This is a genomic window from Parachlamydia sp. (genome assembly GCF_050255895.1).
GTDB classification, from domain to species: domain Bacteria; phylum Chlamydiota; class Chlamydiia; order Chlamydiales; family Parachlamydiaceae; genus Parachlamydia; species Parachlamydia acanthamoebae.
This window is the reverse complement of the sequence record NZ_JBFWIR010000026.1, coordinates 23,435-38,531: the sequence shown is the minus strand read 5'-3', so window position 1 is coordinate 38,531 and position 15,097 is coordinate 23,435. Positions and strand designations below refer to the sequence as shown.

The following is a 15,097-nucleotide window of genomic DNA, read 5'->3' as shown; positions in this document are numbered from 1 at the left end:
GTTGGATTACCAGGAAAAATAACGCCCTAAGTTTTGATAGCAGTATCCAGCCCTAAGGATGTAAATTTAAAGGCTGTTCCATCAAACAGCCCCTTGTCACTCAATTATAAAGAGGGAATGACCAAAAGGGCCATAAAGGAGAGTGTCATAAAAGGTGCATGCAAGGGACTTCCAAGTTGTTTCACTTTTTCATCTAATTGTGCATAACTTTTAGCTACCTGATAGCCATCTTGATGACTCATAATTCCGGCAATAGGGAGCGGTAAAACATCGACCGAATCCTGATTTACCACTGAAATTCCACCTCGATTCTCAATCACCGCATTCACAGCGTGGCAAAGTTCTCGATCTGATACCCCAACTGCAATAATATTGTGAGAATCATGCGCAATACAAGAAGCTAAGGCCCCCTCTTTTAATCCAAAACCATGAATAAACGCGCCTGCAATAGGAGCCTCTTTATATCGGTTAACCACAACTAATTTTAAAACATCTTGCTGAGGATCCGAAACAAAATGATTTCCGACAACTTTTGCCTTAGCTTGTAGTTTTTTTGTAATTAACTCTCCATCGAGGGCCCCAATCACCTGAATGATGTCAGCTGTGGCCTGGATAGTAAAATCCTCCTCTTTTTTCATGGAAACATTAAAGTGGTTTACAACATCACTTTCAATCGAATGGATCAAAGATTCCCCTCTTTGAGAGACCAACAGTCCTTTGATATAGGTGCGTAAAATCGTCAAGTCGCGTAAATTATCCACCACAATAAAATCAGCAGAATCTCCCACGCGCAAGAGTCCCACATCCAACTTATAATGCTCAACTGGATGATATGACGCACACCGTAAAACATCCATCACCTCATAGCCGTACTCGACAATGGATCGTTTAACTAATTGATTAATATGCCCTTTAACTAGTTCATGTGGATGCTTATCATCACTGCAAAACATGACTTGCTGTGGATGAGACTCAATGAGAGGATGCAGGGCTGCATAATTTTTGGCAGCAGAACCCTCACGAATGAGAATCTTCATCCCATATTTTATCTTATCCAGGGCCTCTTCAAGAGTGTAGCATTCATGATCTGTCGAAATCCCTGCAGAAATATATCTCTCCGCTTCAGTTCCTTTTAATCCTGGCGCATGCCCATCAATAGGGAGACCGAGCTCTTGGGCGATCTGAATTTTATCCATTACAACTGAATCTCGTGCCAATACTCCCGGATAATTCATCATCTCACTTAAATATTTCAATTTGTCCTGCTCAAATAATGCACGCAATTCCTTAGCGGAAATCGTCGCTCCAGATGTTTCAAAGGATGTCGCAGGCACACAAGATGGGGCTCCAAAATAAAAATGAAAAGGGACTTGATTTCCATTCTGAATCATGTAACGCACGCCCTCAATTCCCAACACATTGCCTATTTCATGGGGATCGGAAACGGTCGCAACTGTACCGTGTGGTACGGCTAGGCGTGCAAATTCTGAAGGCACAAGCATCGAACTTTCCACATGCACATGCGCATCAATAAATCCTGGTAAAATGAATTGTTGAGAAGTGATTTTATCTTGCGATTTCACAGCTACGATTTTTCCATCGCGCACGGTGACACTACCGGGGAAAATTTTTTTAGACAGAATATCTACAATATTTCCTGTCAAAGTAAACTCTTTCATCATTATCCTTCCTTTGTCTATTGTTACCAATTTTAACAAATTTCATTTGATAAAAGATCTCTATTTGACTATCATATTCTCTATGAAAACAGATATTTTAAATTTTTACTACTAATTCTTAGATAAGCATTTTTGCCCATTATGAACAATCAAGCAGATCCTTTGCTCATTACGAGCTTGCAAAATCCCAAAATCAAACAAGCCGTTAAGCTCAGAGAAAGACATGCTCGGAAACAAACCGATCTTTTTCTCATTGAAGGTTATCGAGAACTTCTACGCGCAGTGGATGCGGGTCGAAAAATGGAGACGCTTTTCTTTTGTCCTGAACTTTATTTGGGCACTAATGAAGCAAGCTTGATACAAAAAATCGCCAAAACAGGTGCCTCTCTCTACCAATGCACAGAATCTGTTTTTAAGAAACTTTCCTACAGAGACCGACCAGATGGCTTGATTGCCATCGCACCTCAATTCCATCTATCTCTAGAAGATTTAGGTAAACAACTTAAAAACCAAAACAATCCTTTTCTCATTGTCGCGGAAGCCATCGAAAAACCTGGCAATCTGGGCACCATTTTACGCTGCTCCGACGCAGTAGGCCTAGATGCATTGATTGTATGCGATGCCTGCACCGATATTCATAATCCAAATGTGGTTCGCGCAAGTGTGGGAACTTTGTTCACAGTTCCTGTTATTGAATCGCAAGGTGCAGAAACGTTGCAATGGCTTAAGCAAAAAGGAATTTCTATCTTGGCAGCAACGCCCCACGCTAAACAAGAATTAGCCGATATCGATTTAACAGGACCTCTGGCAATCGCAGTTGGCACAGAGCAACTCGGCCTTTCTCCTCAATGGATGGAACAAGCAGACATCCAAGTGCGCATTCCAATGTACGGAATTGCCGACTCTCTCAATGTTGCAATGGCCACAACGATTCTGCTTTATGAAGCTCTGAGACAGCGAAAGGGAAAGAAGTGAGCGATATCGATATTTTGTATGCCGACAACCATCTCCTCGTTGTCAATAAACCTGCTGGTCTGCTCACGCAGCCAACAGATCTCAATCCTGAAAGCTTAGAAGCCTTATGCAAACAATGGGTTAAACAGGATAAAAATAAAGAAGGCAATATTTTTTTACATGCAGTTCACCGTTTAGACAAACCCGCAAGTGGTATATTGTTATTTGCGCGCACAAGCAAAGCTTTATCCAGACTTTCTAAACAAATGCGCGAAAAACACTGTAAAAAGACCTACCTTGCCTGTATTGATCGCCCAATTTCTCAATCTGAAGGCATTTTAGAGCATTACTTGACCCATGATCATCATCATGCCAAAGTTTATAATCATCCTGTTGATGATGCTAAACGATCTCGATTAGACTACCAAATCATCCACCAGCAAGGTCCTCTTTCGCTTTTAAAGATTGACTTGATCACAGGACGTTATCACCAAATTCGTGCACAGCTTAGCCACATTGGATGTCCGATCATCGGTGATTTAAGGTATGGGAATACTAAAAATTTAGAAGTTGGTCTTATCGCTCTGCATCACCACCAGCTTGTCATTGCACACCCAACCCTCAATACATCTTTGACGTTTAAGGCACCTTTGCCAAACTATTGGCCGTTGCCGCTTTCTGATGATAAGCTAAAGTCTGAAATAGGTGGCATTGTCTTTAAAACAACTTCTAGCGTATTGAATTCATCAATAATCCGATCCAAGGCTTGTACTAGCACAGGCTTATCTTGATGATTTGCAATTTTCTCATTTTTCTCAAAAAGCTCTTTAAGATCTTTAAAAGGCTGCACAAGCAGTTTTAAGTTGATAGATTTGTTTTGCCTAAATGTTTCTTTGGCAATTTTCTCAAGATTATTAATAATCGCTAAAAAAGGTTCTTGCAATTCTTGATAAGACAGATCGACCTGACTGACAATCGCCTTCGTTACTTCCACCAAAATCAATGTTGCTTTCGTGCCCACTTCAGATAGCTCTGCAGCTTGAGATTTTAAGGCAAATTTCCCGATATAATGGACAGGATAACTGACAACGGACAGATCATATTTGGCAGCATCCAGTGTCAATTTTCCTAAGGCAGATATTACCTGCTCTGAAGTCATTTCTAACTTTGACTGCACAGCTTTTTCATGAATCAATTCCAATCTTTGAAAAAAATAAAATAGGGTATATCCCACTTTATCTTTTACACCCATGGCAAGTGATTGAGAGTCCTGCTCATGATGACTAATGCTTTTGGAAGATTCTAAAAAGAAACGCATGGTTTTTTGCATTTCATTAATTGACTCATGGCAAACAGACGTACTTAGTCTTTCGAGTGCTTTAAATGCGACTTCAGAAAGGGCCTCAATCCAATGGCAAAGATCAAGTTCTTTTTCATCTTGAACGCTTTTTTTAGCTTGATTGGCAAACATCTGAATGACGCCAAAAGGGGTCAAATACGCATAAACTTTTTTGACTTTATAAAAACAAGCATCAATTGTGATCCCAAATAAAAGTACCCAGAGGGGAATCATATATTCAGAAGGAATTTGGTGGGCCCAAATTAAATCTAATACACACGCAATAGAGGCTATCAGAAAAAAAACAACCCAGACAGTTGCCAGAAAATTGTTTGTATCTTTTTGATAAAGTTCCAAAATACGCCAAGTAAAATTTTCCTCCGCTTTTCCCAAGGGAGTCCACGCCATCGTCATTAATAGAAAAAGAACTAGAAGAAAAATAATGGCCACAAATCCAACAATACTCGCAAATAGCCATTCAGATTCCCGCCCCTCTATGTGAAGAGGACGTATTACAAGAAATAAACTCAGCAAAGCAGAAAAAATCGTACCCATTGCAAAAACCTTTATGCTCATTTTTATGCATCCTAACAAATTTCTTAAATAACAGAAAGAAATCTATCTCAGCAGAGCAATTCCATATAGGAAATTAATTAAAATTGATTTTAAACAAATAACTATGATATAATTTTTTTTATGTATAATTACATACTATCCGATTACAATCTTTCTAAATTAGATGCATTACAAACTATATTTGTATCTAAGTATGGATTAAGGCATCTAAAAGAAGCCAAGAAACATCCTTCCCAAAAATGGGGACATCGAATCATTGCCGCTATTGAATTGACCCCTTTCGTAGGACTCATTGCCACCATTATTGAAGGGAGTCTCGCTAAATATAAACGAACTTCATCTCCTTCTACTCCTCAAAATCCTTGGATCTTTAAGGGAAGCCAATATGGCTGTTCTGGCAAAGTGGCCACTCAAAAAGCAGTGAAAGTTTTCCATCAACTTAAACAAGAGCGGGCATCCGGAATTGACTTTAATGAAAATTATATTCCATCCCAAATTGAAGGGGGTACATGTTCTGCAATGTCTCTGGCATTCGCCGAAGAATATTTTAAAGTGCGAAAGAAAACCCAGGGGCTTCCAAATCACCAAGTCTTAACGCATATGAAAAAAATCGGCAAAAAATTCGCAAAAAGCAACACGGAAATGCGCATTCGGCAAGCTGCTTTCAATACGATTCAAGTCACACGACCCACTTATTCTATTGACTATTCAAAAAATAAAATCCAGTCCTTAGCTAACTTGCACCACTTCATGATCAATTATGCCTCGGAAGCATTTACAATGCATAGCGCGCGTAAGACACAAGAAATTGAAAATGAAGTGGCTAAATTACCTGAAGGTACTTACTTCATTCGAATGATTAAACCGTGCGACAATGAAAAGCTTGAACATTGCGGACATTCCATGGTCTACATTAAAGAAAATGGATTGGAATTATTTTACGATCCCAATGCAGGCTTGCTGAATTTATCCGGTGTTCACCGTGCACACGCTTTCTCTGCTGCATTTAAAATATACCAGACTCATTCCCAACTGTCTGATACCCGTTTTTATCGACTGCAAGCATCTGCGAGTCTTTTGTAAAATCCGCATGTCCTGAACCTGAATAAGATGATTTCTTCTAAACACCTTCCTTGCGAAAAATCTCTGATTTTTATTAAGTTCATGGTTTAATCTAAAATAGATTCTTCCCATTGACATGAGGTTTATGAATGACGCAAATAAACATTACCAAAGGCCTTGATATTCCTATTAAAGGCAAACCTTCTGGAGAAATTAAGCCTCTTATCGCTTCTGGAGAAGCCGGTGTAGCGCATCAACCCGTTTTGATTTCGCTTAATTTAAAGCCTTTCGAAGAGACCAAATTTAGGCTGCTCGCTAAAGTGGATGAAAAAGTTAAAATTGGACAGCCTCTTGCTGAAGATAAAGAAGCAACAGGCCGTATGTTTGTCTCTCCAGCTGCAGGTGTAATTAAAGAAATTCGCAGAGGACTTAAGAGACGCCTTCTCGATATTGTGATTGAAGTCGCAAAAGAGGAAGAATACCAAACCTATTCTCCTTTAGATTTAGATAAAGCGTCCAAAGAAGACATTATTGAACGTTTAAAAGTAGGTGGATTATTCGCTTATATTCGCTCAAGACCGTTTAACACTCTGGCCAATCCCGAAAAAGTCCCTAGGGCTATTTTTGTAAAAGCAGTCGAATCTGCACCTTTTGTGCCTCCCGCAGAACTTCAAATCCAGGGTCATGAAAAAGATTTTCAAACAGGTCTCAATGCTTTAGCTAAGTTAACATCAGGAAAAGTCCATCTCGTTTACAAAGAAGACACCCCATCTCAAGCATTTTTACAAGCACAACATGTTGAAAAACACACAGTAAAGGGGCCACATCCCATTGGGAATGTGTCTTTGCATATCCAACACATCGATCCGATCCGCTCGCCAGAAGATATTTTATGGACTCTTACTGCAGCCGATGTCGCTGCCATTGGCTATTTCCTAACAAATGGAAAAATCTTGGCGGAACGTGTGATTAGCATCGCCGGCCCCGGTGTTATTGATAACCAAATTGGGTATTATAAGGTTCGCTCAGGCTATCCTATTAACCGCTTAGTCGCTGGCAAAATCCGTAAAGGCTTTAACCGCTTTATTTCTGGTGATCCTCTGATGGGAGAGCGAGCAGAAGCTGACGACTTTTTGGGTTTTTACCACCATGCGCTTTCAATTGTCCCCGAAAACACAACACGGGAATTTTTGCACTTCTTCCGTTTGGGAACGGATAAGTATTCCTTTAGCCGTGCTTATGCTTCTGGCCACTTCGATAATTCTCACCGCGAGTATGATTTTACGACAAATCGGCACGGGGAACATCGCGCATTTATCGACAGTTCGCTTTACAATAAAGTCATGCCTCTAGAAGTTCCTTGTATGGAGCTAGTCAAATCTGTCTTGGCAGAAGATTACGATCTTGCTGAAATTCTTGGATTGTTAGAAGTAGATAGTGAAGATTTTGCTTTGCCAACCTTCGTCTGTCCTTCCAAAATGGAAATGACTGAAATCATCAAAAATGGCTTACGTCAATACGCGAAAGAATTATCAAGCTAAAGCCGTTGTCTGACAAGTTCAAACTTTTCTCGAATTTGGTCAGACCGTTCTAAATCATGATGCGAAATGAAGCTGCTAAGCAAAATCTTGGCAGCCTTTGATCGTTCAATCGAATTTTCAATGGATTCAACAAAAGCAATGGCTTCATCGATCTGATGATCTAGCAACAATGCTTTAACAATGTAGCTATATGCATCTTCGCGAAAATCTTGATCTTTGATGGAGGCCGCTAAAATTTTGGCTTGTTTATAGCGATGAATCGAAGAAAGTGCATTGACAATACTACTTAGGGAAGCTTCTCGTCCTTCCTTATTAGAAATTAAAGCAGTAACTTCTTCTGCCATGTGCAGCTGATCTTTCTTGGCAAGTGTATACGCAATTTTCTGTAGGATTTTGTCCCGTTCGATAACATCTTTGACATTTTTCGCAAGACCAATCGCCTGCTCAACTTGATTTGCGTACAACATTTTTTCAAATTGTGAACGGCTCGGGTTGAGTAACTGATCGATCAGCTGAACGAGTGGTTTAGTTCGGACTTTATCTACTTGAATAGATCTGACTGTATCCAAAGCCTTTTCTATCCGATTGGTCTGCATTAATCGTTTAATAATACTGACCAAAGATTTTGATTTTTCTGTAGGATTTTTAATTTGCTCAACAACTTTGACTGATTTTTCGATCGGTTCTTCATGCTCGATTAGTAAATCCACTGCAACATGCGAAGGATTTAACAAATTAGATAGATATTTGCGCAGTAGCTGCTCGATAGCTAAATACGTTTCTCTTCTCCAAAAAAGCGTTTCGACTAACGAATCCAATTTATCGGATGAAAAAATCTGTTCTCCCAACTGTTCAGGATTCAGCCTTGAAAGGAATGCAACCATTTTTTTAAAATGTTGATCGTCAGCTAAGGGGAGCAAAACTTCTGGCCATTCTTGCGCTTCTTGATCTGATAAAAGCAGGTCAATGAGCATCAGCTTTTGTAGAATTTTTTCCTGAAAAAGTAAATTTGTCATGGTCTTAGCAGCTTCCACACCAATGGAACCAAATTTCCCTGCCAAAAGATCCTCAGCCACGATGAACAATCGCTTAACTGTTTGAGGACTCTTTTCTTCAAAAAAAGCTAAACGATGGGCTGGAACATGATAAAACAGCGCATTGATTGCTCCACTTACCCTTTCTTCATCTTTAATTTGTCGAAAAGCATAGTTTAGCTTGTCATTTCTTGCTTTCGTTTGAGGGGAGATGGGATGATTTTTAAAAAAGAAAACGAGCAAATCGTTCTGAGACATCAGCCGTTTGAATTTTTTGTCTTCCATGGCTCCCCCTTAAGAGGAAAATTGATAGAAAAAAAAACATTTCAAAATTATTTATTTTTTCAAATTTCTTTTAGTTATCCTTATTGTAACATATTCGTTTTTTAATTAAATTTTTAATTACACAATTCAAATCTTAATTAATAAATTAATAAAAACCGCATTTCTGCATCAAATTCTTGCAATTTCCTGCTTCTATAGGTAATGTAATACTCTCAAATCGCAACTTTTCTAAGTCTAAATTGAAACATATGAAACACATTCTTTACTTCTTCTATTTCATGTTTGTGTTTTCTTCTGCTTTTTCCACAACTTGGACAGCTCCAACAGCTTCAGGAAATCTTTTCGACGACCTCCTGATTGTTGACTACTGGAATCGTCGCATTAACGACCGCATGCCAATCTTTTTCAATCACTTGCTGCAAGGAGGCTATCTAAACATGCCTTCAGCTCGCATGGGCCAAGAGGGTGAAATTGGAGCAGGCTTCTCTTATGTTCCTCCTTATCATACTTACAATCTGCGCTTTCAAGTTTTAGATCGGCTAGAAATCTCCGGTAATTATCGCGTGTTTAGAGGCATCCGAGATCCCATTTTGAGTCCTTATGGATTTGGTGATCTTTCTGATAAAGGAGCAAACGTCAAATTTGCGATTTTGAAGCCCGAGGATAGCGACTATTCTCTGCCAGGACTAGCCTTTGGTTTAGAAGATTTTATGGGCACCAGCGCCTTTAAAGCGCGTTATTTCGTTTTTACACAGGTCTTTCTGCCTCAAAATCTTGAGATTAGCTTAGGCTGGGGTTGGCATCGCATCCGCGGTCTTTTTGGAGGTGTCCATTGGATCCCTTTCCGACAGCATTGTAGTCCACTTTTGAAAAATTTCGCGCTCGTCGCAGAATACGACGCCATCCCCTATCATGATCATCGCATTGAGAAACACCCGCACGGTAGAGATAAAAAATCTTCATTTAACTTTGGAATCAAGTATCGCTTATGGGATATTTTTGATTTCTCAGTTGGCCAAGTACGAGGGAGCAAGCTCGCTTTTTCGGCTTCAGCCAACTACAATTTTGGAACAACCAAAGGATTTTTCCCAAAAATTAATAACCCCATTCCTTATCAGGCTCCACAAAATATTGAGCCTCTTGGGGATAGACGCCCTGAGATGGCGATGATTCAAGATTTGATCTACCCTTTTGACGAGCAAGGCTTTGACCTTATCAAAATGAGTATTTCACCCGACTGCTATGGGCAAACGACGCTTCGCATTCATGTAGAAAACCGCGTTTATCGCACGCAATGTGAAGTTCGAACACGCTTAAACAACCTACTCTCTCATCTTTCTCCTACCAATATCGACCATATTATTGTGGTTATTGAGGCTGAAGGACTTCCCTTACAAGAATACCACTTCGCAGTCCGTTTTCTACACGATTTTGCAGCTAAAGAGATCGCGACTCCCGAATTAAATGTTTTGAGTCCCCTATGTGATGTCAGCTTCTCAAGTCCTGCATGTAGCCGCGTAATCTTTGAAAAACCGCGCGATCTATTTAATATTGAGCTATTTCCAAAAATGCATACATTCTTTGGGAGTTCTTCCGGAAAATTTAAGTATTTATATGGATTAAATATCGCTTTTGACGGCTATCTACTTGGAGATGTTTACTATACGGTTTTATTAGGATATGCCTTTGCCTCAAATTTGGGGGATATCAAGGATATGGACCGCCTGAATCCTTCCCAGCTCATTAATGTGCGCACAGATGTGATTCGTTATTACCAACAAAAGGGAATTACTCTGGATCAAGCTTATCTTCAAAAAAATTGGAACATGGGAAGAGGATGGTTTTCGCGTGTCTCCACAGGATTATTTGAAGAAGCCTATGGAGGAATTGCATCGGAAGTCTTATTTTATCCAGTTTGCTCTCCTTTTGCGATTGGGATAGAGGGTGCCGTATTAAAAAAACGATCTTACCATGGCGTTGGCTTTACCAACAAAATTCGAAAGCTGAAGGGATTTGTGCCAACTTACAAAAGGTTTTTAGGAAAGCAGTATTTTGCAAACCTGCATTACGACTGCAAACCTTTAAATATGGATTTTCATGTGAAATGGGGGAAATTTTTAGCCAATGACTGGGGAACCCGTTTCGAAGTAACCCGCTATTTTGATAGTGGTTTACAGGTTTCTTTTTGGTATACGCGCACCAGCGCTAAAGATTACATCAATGGATCTCGTTACCAAGATCGTGGAGTAGCAGTATCAATGCCTTTGGATATCTTATATACGCATAGTGACCGGAAACGTTGGGGCTATGGCTTATCTGCGTGGTTGAGGGATATTGGGGTATTCGCATTTACAGGCGATTCCCTCTTCAGAACTATTCGGGAAAGTCGACAAGATTAACAGCAGAGAAAGAGAATGACTTTCTCTGCTCCAAAATTTTAGATTAAAAATTCCATCCTGACTTCAGCAACTCTGCCATCCGCTCCGCCCCATATGTCAAAATAAAATCTGCTCCTGCTCTTTTGATAGAAATTAAGCTTTCCGCCAAAATACGATCTCCATCAATCCAGCCTCTTTCAGCTGCTGCCATAATCATGGCATATTCCCCGCTGACATGATAGGCCGCAATTGGCAAGTGGGAGACTTCTTTTATTCGATAAATCAGATCTAGGTAGGCCAAAGCGGGTTTGACAAGCAAGAAATCAGCCCCTTCTTCTTCATCACATAAACTTTCTCGAATTCCTTCTCTAGAATTGGCTGGATTTAGCTGATATGTTTTTTTATCCCCAAATTTGGGCGCTGACTGAAGGGCATCGCGAAAAGGACCATAAAAAGCCGAAGCATATTTAGCGGCATAGGCTAAAATACTCACTTCGATATGCCCATGCGCATCTAATACTTTTCTAATATGTGCCACTCTACCATCCATCATATCGCTAGGTGCAATAATGTCTGCACCCGCATCGGCGGCCAAAATGGACATTCGAGCTAAAACTTCTAGGGTCGCGTCATTGAGAATGGCTCCTTTATCATCTACTAATCCATCATGACCATGATCTGTGTAGGGATCCAAGGCAACATCGACCATAACACATAGTTCAGGAAGAACATTTTTGATTTCATAAACGGCCTGTTGTAGTAGATTACCTTCACGAATAGCTTCTGAACCAAATGTATCTTTCGCATCTGCTGAAATCACAGGAAAAAGATCCACGGCTCGAATACCTAACTCATATAGTTTGATAACTTTCTGAATTAACAAATCGATAGATAGGCGAGAAATACCCGGCATACTTGCAATGGGCTCTTCCCGATTTCTTCCTTCCAATATGAATAAAGGCGCTAAAAGCTGTTGTGATTGAATATATTTTTATTGTAAAAGTGAACGTATAGCGGGAGTTCGAAGATTACTTATTAAACGTTTATCAACAAGAATCGTAATTTTTTTTTAAAGATTCAATGAGGGTTGTATTAGCATAGCAAATCCTTTAGTCACAACTCTTATCCATTTTTTTTATTCAGTTGCTAGACAAAACGACAATCTTGTGCTAGATGTAAATTTATATTTTTAAATTTAAATTTTGTCACCCAATGCTTTTCAAGAATATCTTTTTGTTTTCGATCCTTTTTCTTGCGATGCTCGAAGTTCTCCATGCTGAATCCTTTATTAAGGAAAAAGGGGAATTCGTTGCGTCTCTAGATTACCTAGCTTACAAAACAGACCATTTTTGGAACAGAAAAGGAAAACGACTCCCCACTTATAATGATTTTAGAGCTCAAACAGAAGCGGCTAATCTTAAATATGGTTTAACAAGTCGCGATACACTGATCGGATGGGCTGCTTATTCCTGCATCGATGAGAGCATGAATGGGAAAACCATTGGTTTTCAAGATGTTGAAATTGGTTGGAGGCATGCCTTCAGCTGCTGGAAAGCATTTGAAATTTCGAGCCAAGTTCTTCTCTTAATTCCGGTTGGAAAAGCCAAGGACTCCTTAAGATACGGACGTTTTGGCTCTGAATTTGATTTACATGCCATCCAATATTTTCAGTTTAATCAACATCCTGGTTGGGTCGAATCTTTGGTTGGATATCGTCTTTATAGTGGATTTCCTTCTGATCAAATTCGTGCGAATATCCGAATTGGCTATGATTTACTGTCTTGGCTTCAAGCTTCAGGAGGATTACATTTAGACTACGGTGTATTTAATGGAACAAAGCCTTTTTCGGGGCCGTCCATTTTACTCGAACCCAATTATCGCTTGCTAAAAGTTGAGTGTGAAAGTTTGGTGCAAATAACCTCCATGTTCTATCTCAGAGGTGGATATTTTCATCACATTTGGGGAGAAAACGTCGGAACCGGCAGTGGTTGGTATGGAGGGCTCCTCCTTGATTTTTAAAATGCTAACTCTCATCATCACTCTATGCTGTCTAACATTTCAAACTTACAGTGAGATTCCCCAATACCTCGAAAAGCCCATTTGGAAAAAAGTCGCTCCTCACTTGCTGCCTAACGATCACCCCATTCGAGAAAGTCTAGATCAACTATTTTCTTCCGATCGAGTCATTCTAAATCTTAAAACTCTGGAACAGGCGGGCTTTAAAAAATGTAAACCGCGCAAATTCACTCGCCTTCTCGTTACAACCCATCCAGACTTTCCTGGATACATTTTTAAGCTTTATGTCGATGCTCAAAAATACTACAAACAACTTCCTGAATACGAATATTGGTTAATGCGTATCCATGGAGCTCAATTAATTGAACAGGAAATTCTCCGACTTGGACTTCAAACCCATTTTAAAGTGCCAAAAAAATGGATTTATAATTTGCCTGAAGATCCTGCCCCGCCTGAAGAATTTTTAAGAAAAAATTTTATTCTTGTTGAAGAAGATATGAGCCTCTTTTCTGATAAGGAAAATGCAGAATATTGGAAAAGTGATTCTGTTACACAAACATATCTCGAAGGTCTTTTTATCATCCTAAAGAATATTGGGCTTCATGATTGCGTTAAAATAGACAATATCCCCTTTTCCAAAGATGGGAAAATAGCTTTTGTTGATACACAAACCTTTCATGAATGGCCTGTGCGCTATAAAGATCTCACCCCCTCCCTTTCCCCGAACAATCAATCCTATTGGAAAAAACTCATTCGAGATAACAGTTAAACAATCTCGTTTTCAGATCGTTAAAAAAAATATGATTGACGACCAACATGCTTCTTTCTATGATCTTTGTCATAAATCCATTTAAACACAAAGAGGTCATCATGAAATACAGAGTGAATGTGGGAGACGGCCTTCCGCAGTTTAAGATTAAAGATCAAGAAGGCTTTGAAGTTACCGAAGAAGATTTAATTGGCAGCCCTCTTGTTTTGTACTTTTACCCAAAAGATGACACTCCTGGTTGTACGAAAGAAGCTTGCGAATTCCGCGATAGAATGGATGACCTAGATAAACTTAATACGCTTGTCGTAGGTGTCAGCCCTGATACAGCAGAATCTCACCAGAAATTTATCAGCAAGCACAAACTCAATTTCACATTACTGTGTGATGACAATTTGGATCTAGCTCAGAAATTTGACACCCTAAGAGAAAAAGTAGAAAATGGGCAAACAATCAAAATTCCAGAACGGGCAACTTTTGTGATCGATATGGATGGAATTATCCGCTGGATTGAACGTCCTGTTAATATTGAAGGCCATTTTGACAGGGTCTATCAAGCTGTACAAAAAGTTGTGGAGGATTTCGAAGAAGGAGATATAGATTTTCCGATTGAAATCATAAAAAAGATCGAGAAAGAATCTTTGGAAAAGAAGCACGATTCCTGATATTTTAGACTTCCTATTCTCCAGCAACAAATGACGATTGTATGATTAGTGTAACCATCCTCACAAAAAATAGCGAAAAGTATCTACGAGAGGTTTTAGAACCTCTCTCTCCATTTGATGAAGTGGTCATCTTTGACAATGGTTCAAGCGACCAAACATTAGAAATTGCTAAACAATTTTCGAATGTTTCTATTCATCAAGGAATTTTTAGCGGATTCGGCCCCACACACAACCACGCTTCTCATTTAGCTAAAAATGATTGGATCCTATCGATCGATAGCGATGAAATTGTCACACCAGAGATGATTGCCGAAATTAAACAAACCCCTCTTTCCGATACCTGTGTCTATTCTTTTCCCCGCCATAACTATTTTAACGGAAAGTTTATTCGCTGGTGTGGCTGGTATCCTGACCGTCAATACCGCTTATATCATCGCAAAAAAACCAGTTTTACCAATGCTCAAGTTCACGAGGCTATTCAAACAGATCAGCTAACAAAAATTGCCTTGCAATCTCCTCTTATCCATTATTCTTATGGCTCCCTCTCCGATTTTTTAAGCAAAATGCAATCCTATTCTGAATTATTTGCCAAACAAAATCAGGGGAAAAAATCTTCTTCCATCACTAAAGCTATTCTCCACAGCTCTTTTGCCTTTTTTAAAAGCTATATTCTAAAAAGAGGTTTTATGGGTGGCTATGAAGGTTTTGTCATTTCTACATACAATGCCAATACAGCTTTTTATAAGTACCTGAAACTCTATGAAGCCAATAAAAGCGATAAATGCTAATCTTTAGCCTTTAA

The 15,097-nt window shown here is 39.4% G+C and carries 12 protein-coding genes and 1 pseudogene; 9 read left to right on the top strand and 4 right to left on the bottom strand.

Features of this window, described 5'->3' with window-relative positions; genetic code table 11:
* Positions 1 to 104: 104 nt before the first annotated feature.
* Entirely contained in the window at positions 105 to 1,682 is a 1,578-nt protein-coding gene (ade, locus tag AB7E63_RS06225; protein WP_428418976.1) for an adenine deaminase, read from the bottom strand.
* 138 nt (positions 1,683 to 1,820) lie between these two features.
* Here ade and AB7E63_RS06220 point away from each other — a divergent pair, with 138 nt between their 5' ends.
* Positions 1,821 to 2,654, top strand: coding sequence for a TrmH family RNA methyltransferase (locus AB7E63_RS06220; RefSeq protein WP_006340446.1), 834 nt, complete (start codon positions 1,821 to 1,823; stop codon positions 2,652 to 2,654).
* Positions 2,651 to 3,136 (top strand): annotated as a pseudogene (locus AB7E63_RS06215) (RluA family pseudouridine synthase); the annotation flags it as partial. The gene AB7E63_RS06220 and the pseudogene AB7E63_RS06215, both read left to right, overlap by 4 nt.
* 155 nt (positions 3,137 to 3,291) lie before the next feature.
* On the opposite strand, the gene AB7E63_RS06210 reads toward AB7E63_RS06215, so the two are convergent.
* Positions 3,292 to 4,548, bottom strand: a complete 1,257-nt coding sequence (locus AB7E63_RS06210) for a hypothetical protein (protein ID WP_006340447.1) — start codon at positions 4,546 to 4,548, stop codon at positions 3,292 to 3,294.
* 120 nt (positions 4,549 to 4,668) lie between these two features.
* Here AB7E63_RS06210 and AB7E63_RS06205 point away from each other — a divergent pair, with 120 nt between their 5' ends.
* Positions 4,669 to 5,631 (top strand): hypothetical protein, encoded by a 963-nt coding sequence (locus AB7E63_RS06205; protein WP_006340448.1) that lies wholly within the window; start codon positions 4,669 to 4,671, stop codon positions 5,629 to 5,631.
* A 128-nt stretch (positions 5,632 to 5,759) separates the two neighbouring features.
* On the top strand, positions 5,760 to 7,151 hold the full coding sequence (locus AB7E63_RS06200) for a Na(+)-translocating NADH-quinone reductase subunit A (protein WP_006340449.1): 1,392 nt from the start codon (positions 5,760 to 5,762) through the stop codon (positions 7,149 to 7,151).
* Here AB7E63_RS06200 and AB7E63_RS06195 read toward each other — a convergent pair.
* A complete protein-coding gene (locus AB7E63_RS06195) occupies positions 7,148 to 8,470 on the bottom strand; it encodes a hypothetical protein (protein WP_006340450.1) in 1,323 nt (440 codons plus the stop codon). The two genes, AB7E63_RS06200 and AB7E63_RS06195, sit on opposite strands and share 4 nt — an antisense overlap.
* A gap of 248 nt (positions 8,471 to 8,718) precedes the next feature.
* Between AB7E63_RS06195 and AB7E63_RS06190 the strand changes: the two genes are divergently transcribed.
* The gene (locus AB7E63_RS06190; RefSeq protein ID WP_036745952.1) at positions 8,719 to 10,869 is read left to right on the top strand and encodes a YjbH domain-containing protein; all 2,151 of its coding nucleotides are present in this window, start codon (positions 8,719 to 8,721) and stop codon (positions 10,867 to 10,869) included.
* A gap of 43 nt (positions 10,870 to 10,912) precedes the next feature.
* On the opposite strand, the gene hemB is transcribed toward AB7E63_RS06190, so the two are convergent.
* The gene (hemB, locus tag AB7E63_RS06185; protein ID WP_428418978.1) at positions 10,913 to 11,833 is read right to left on the bottom strand and encodes a porphobilinogen synthase; all 921 of its coding nucleotides are present in this window, start codon (positions 11,831 to 11,833) and stop codon (positions 10,913 to 10,915) included.
* Between the two features lie 248 nt (positions 11,834 to 12,081).
* Here hemB and AB7E63_RS06180 point away from each other — a divergent pair, with 248 nt between their 5' ends.
* From AB7E63_RS06180 to AB7E63_RS06165, 4 genes are all read left to right on the top strand, one after another.
* Positions 12,082 to 12,867 carry a hypothetical protein gene (locus AB7E63_RS06180; protein WP_100067482.1) on the top strand — a complete coding sequence of 262 codons (786 nt, stop codon included), beginning with the start codon at positions 12,082 to 12,084 and terminating at the stop codon, positions 12,865 to 12,867.
* Position 12,868: 1 nt separating this feature from the next.
* Positions 12,869 to 13,633 carry a hypothetical protein gene (locus AB7E63_RS06175; RefSeq protein ID WP_006340455.1) on the top strand — a complete coding sequence of 255 codons (765 nt, stop codon included), beginning with the start codon at positions 12,869 to 12,871 and terminating at the stop codon, positions 13,631 to 13,633.
* 101 nt (positions 13,634 to 13,734) lie between these two features.
* Entirely contained in the window at positions 13,735 to 14,295 is a 561-nt protein-coding gene (locus AB7E63_RS06170) for a peroxiredoxin (protein WP_241208967.1), read from the top strand.
* A gap of 41 nt (positions 14,296 to 14,336) precedes the next feature.
* Complete coding sequence (locus AB7E63_RS06165) at positions 14,337 to 15,083, top strand: glycosyltransferase family 2 protein (protein ID WP_006340457.1); 747 nt, start codon at positions 14,337 to 14,339, stop codon at positions 15,081 to 15,083.
* Positions 15,084 to 15,097: the final 14 nt, after the last annotated feature.

Bases quoted from the DNA above. Each gene is read 5' to 3' on its own strand.
- AB7E63_RS06195 (WP_006340450.1), bottom strand. From the start codon at position 8,470: ATGGAAGACAAAAAATTCAAACGGCTGATGTCTCAGAACGATTTGCTC.
- AB7E63_RS06190 (WP_036745952.1), top strand. From the start codon at position 8,719: ATGAAACACATTCTTTACTTCTTCTATTTCATGTTTGTGTTTTCTTCT.
- AB7E63_RS06165 (WP_006340457.1), top strand. From the start codon at position 14,337: ATGATTAGTGTAACCATCCTCACAAAAAATAGCGAAAAGTATCTACGA.
- AB7E63_RS06210 (WP_006340447.1), bottom strand. From the start codon at position 4,548: ATGAGCATAAAGGTTTTTGCAATGGGTACGATTTTTTCTGCTTTGCTG.
- AB7E63_RS06205 (WP_006340448.1), top strand. From the start codon at position 4,669: ATGTATAATTACATACTATCCGATTACAATCTTTCTAAATTAGATGCA.
- ade (WP_428418976.1), bottom strand. From the start codon at position 1,682: ATGATGAAAGAGTTTACTTTGACAGGAAATATTGTAGATATTCTGTCT.
- AB7E63_RS06170 (WP_241208967.1), top strand. From the start codon at position 13,735: ATGAAATACAGAGTGAATGTGGGAGACGGCCTTCCGCAGTTTAAGATT.
- AB7E63_RS06200 (WP_006340449.1), top strand. From the start codon at position 5,760: ATGACGCAAATAAACATTACCAAAGGCCTTGATATTCCTATTAAAGGC.
- AB7E63_RS06220 (WP_006340446.1), top strand. From the start codon at position 1,821: ATGAACAATCAAGCAGATCCTTTGCTCATTACGAGCTTGCAAAATCCC.
- AB7E63_RS06175 (WP_006340455.1), top strand. From the start codon at position 12,869: ATGCTAACTCTCATCATCACTCTATGCTGTCTAACATTTCAAACTTAC.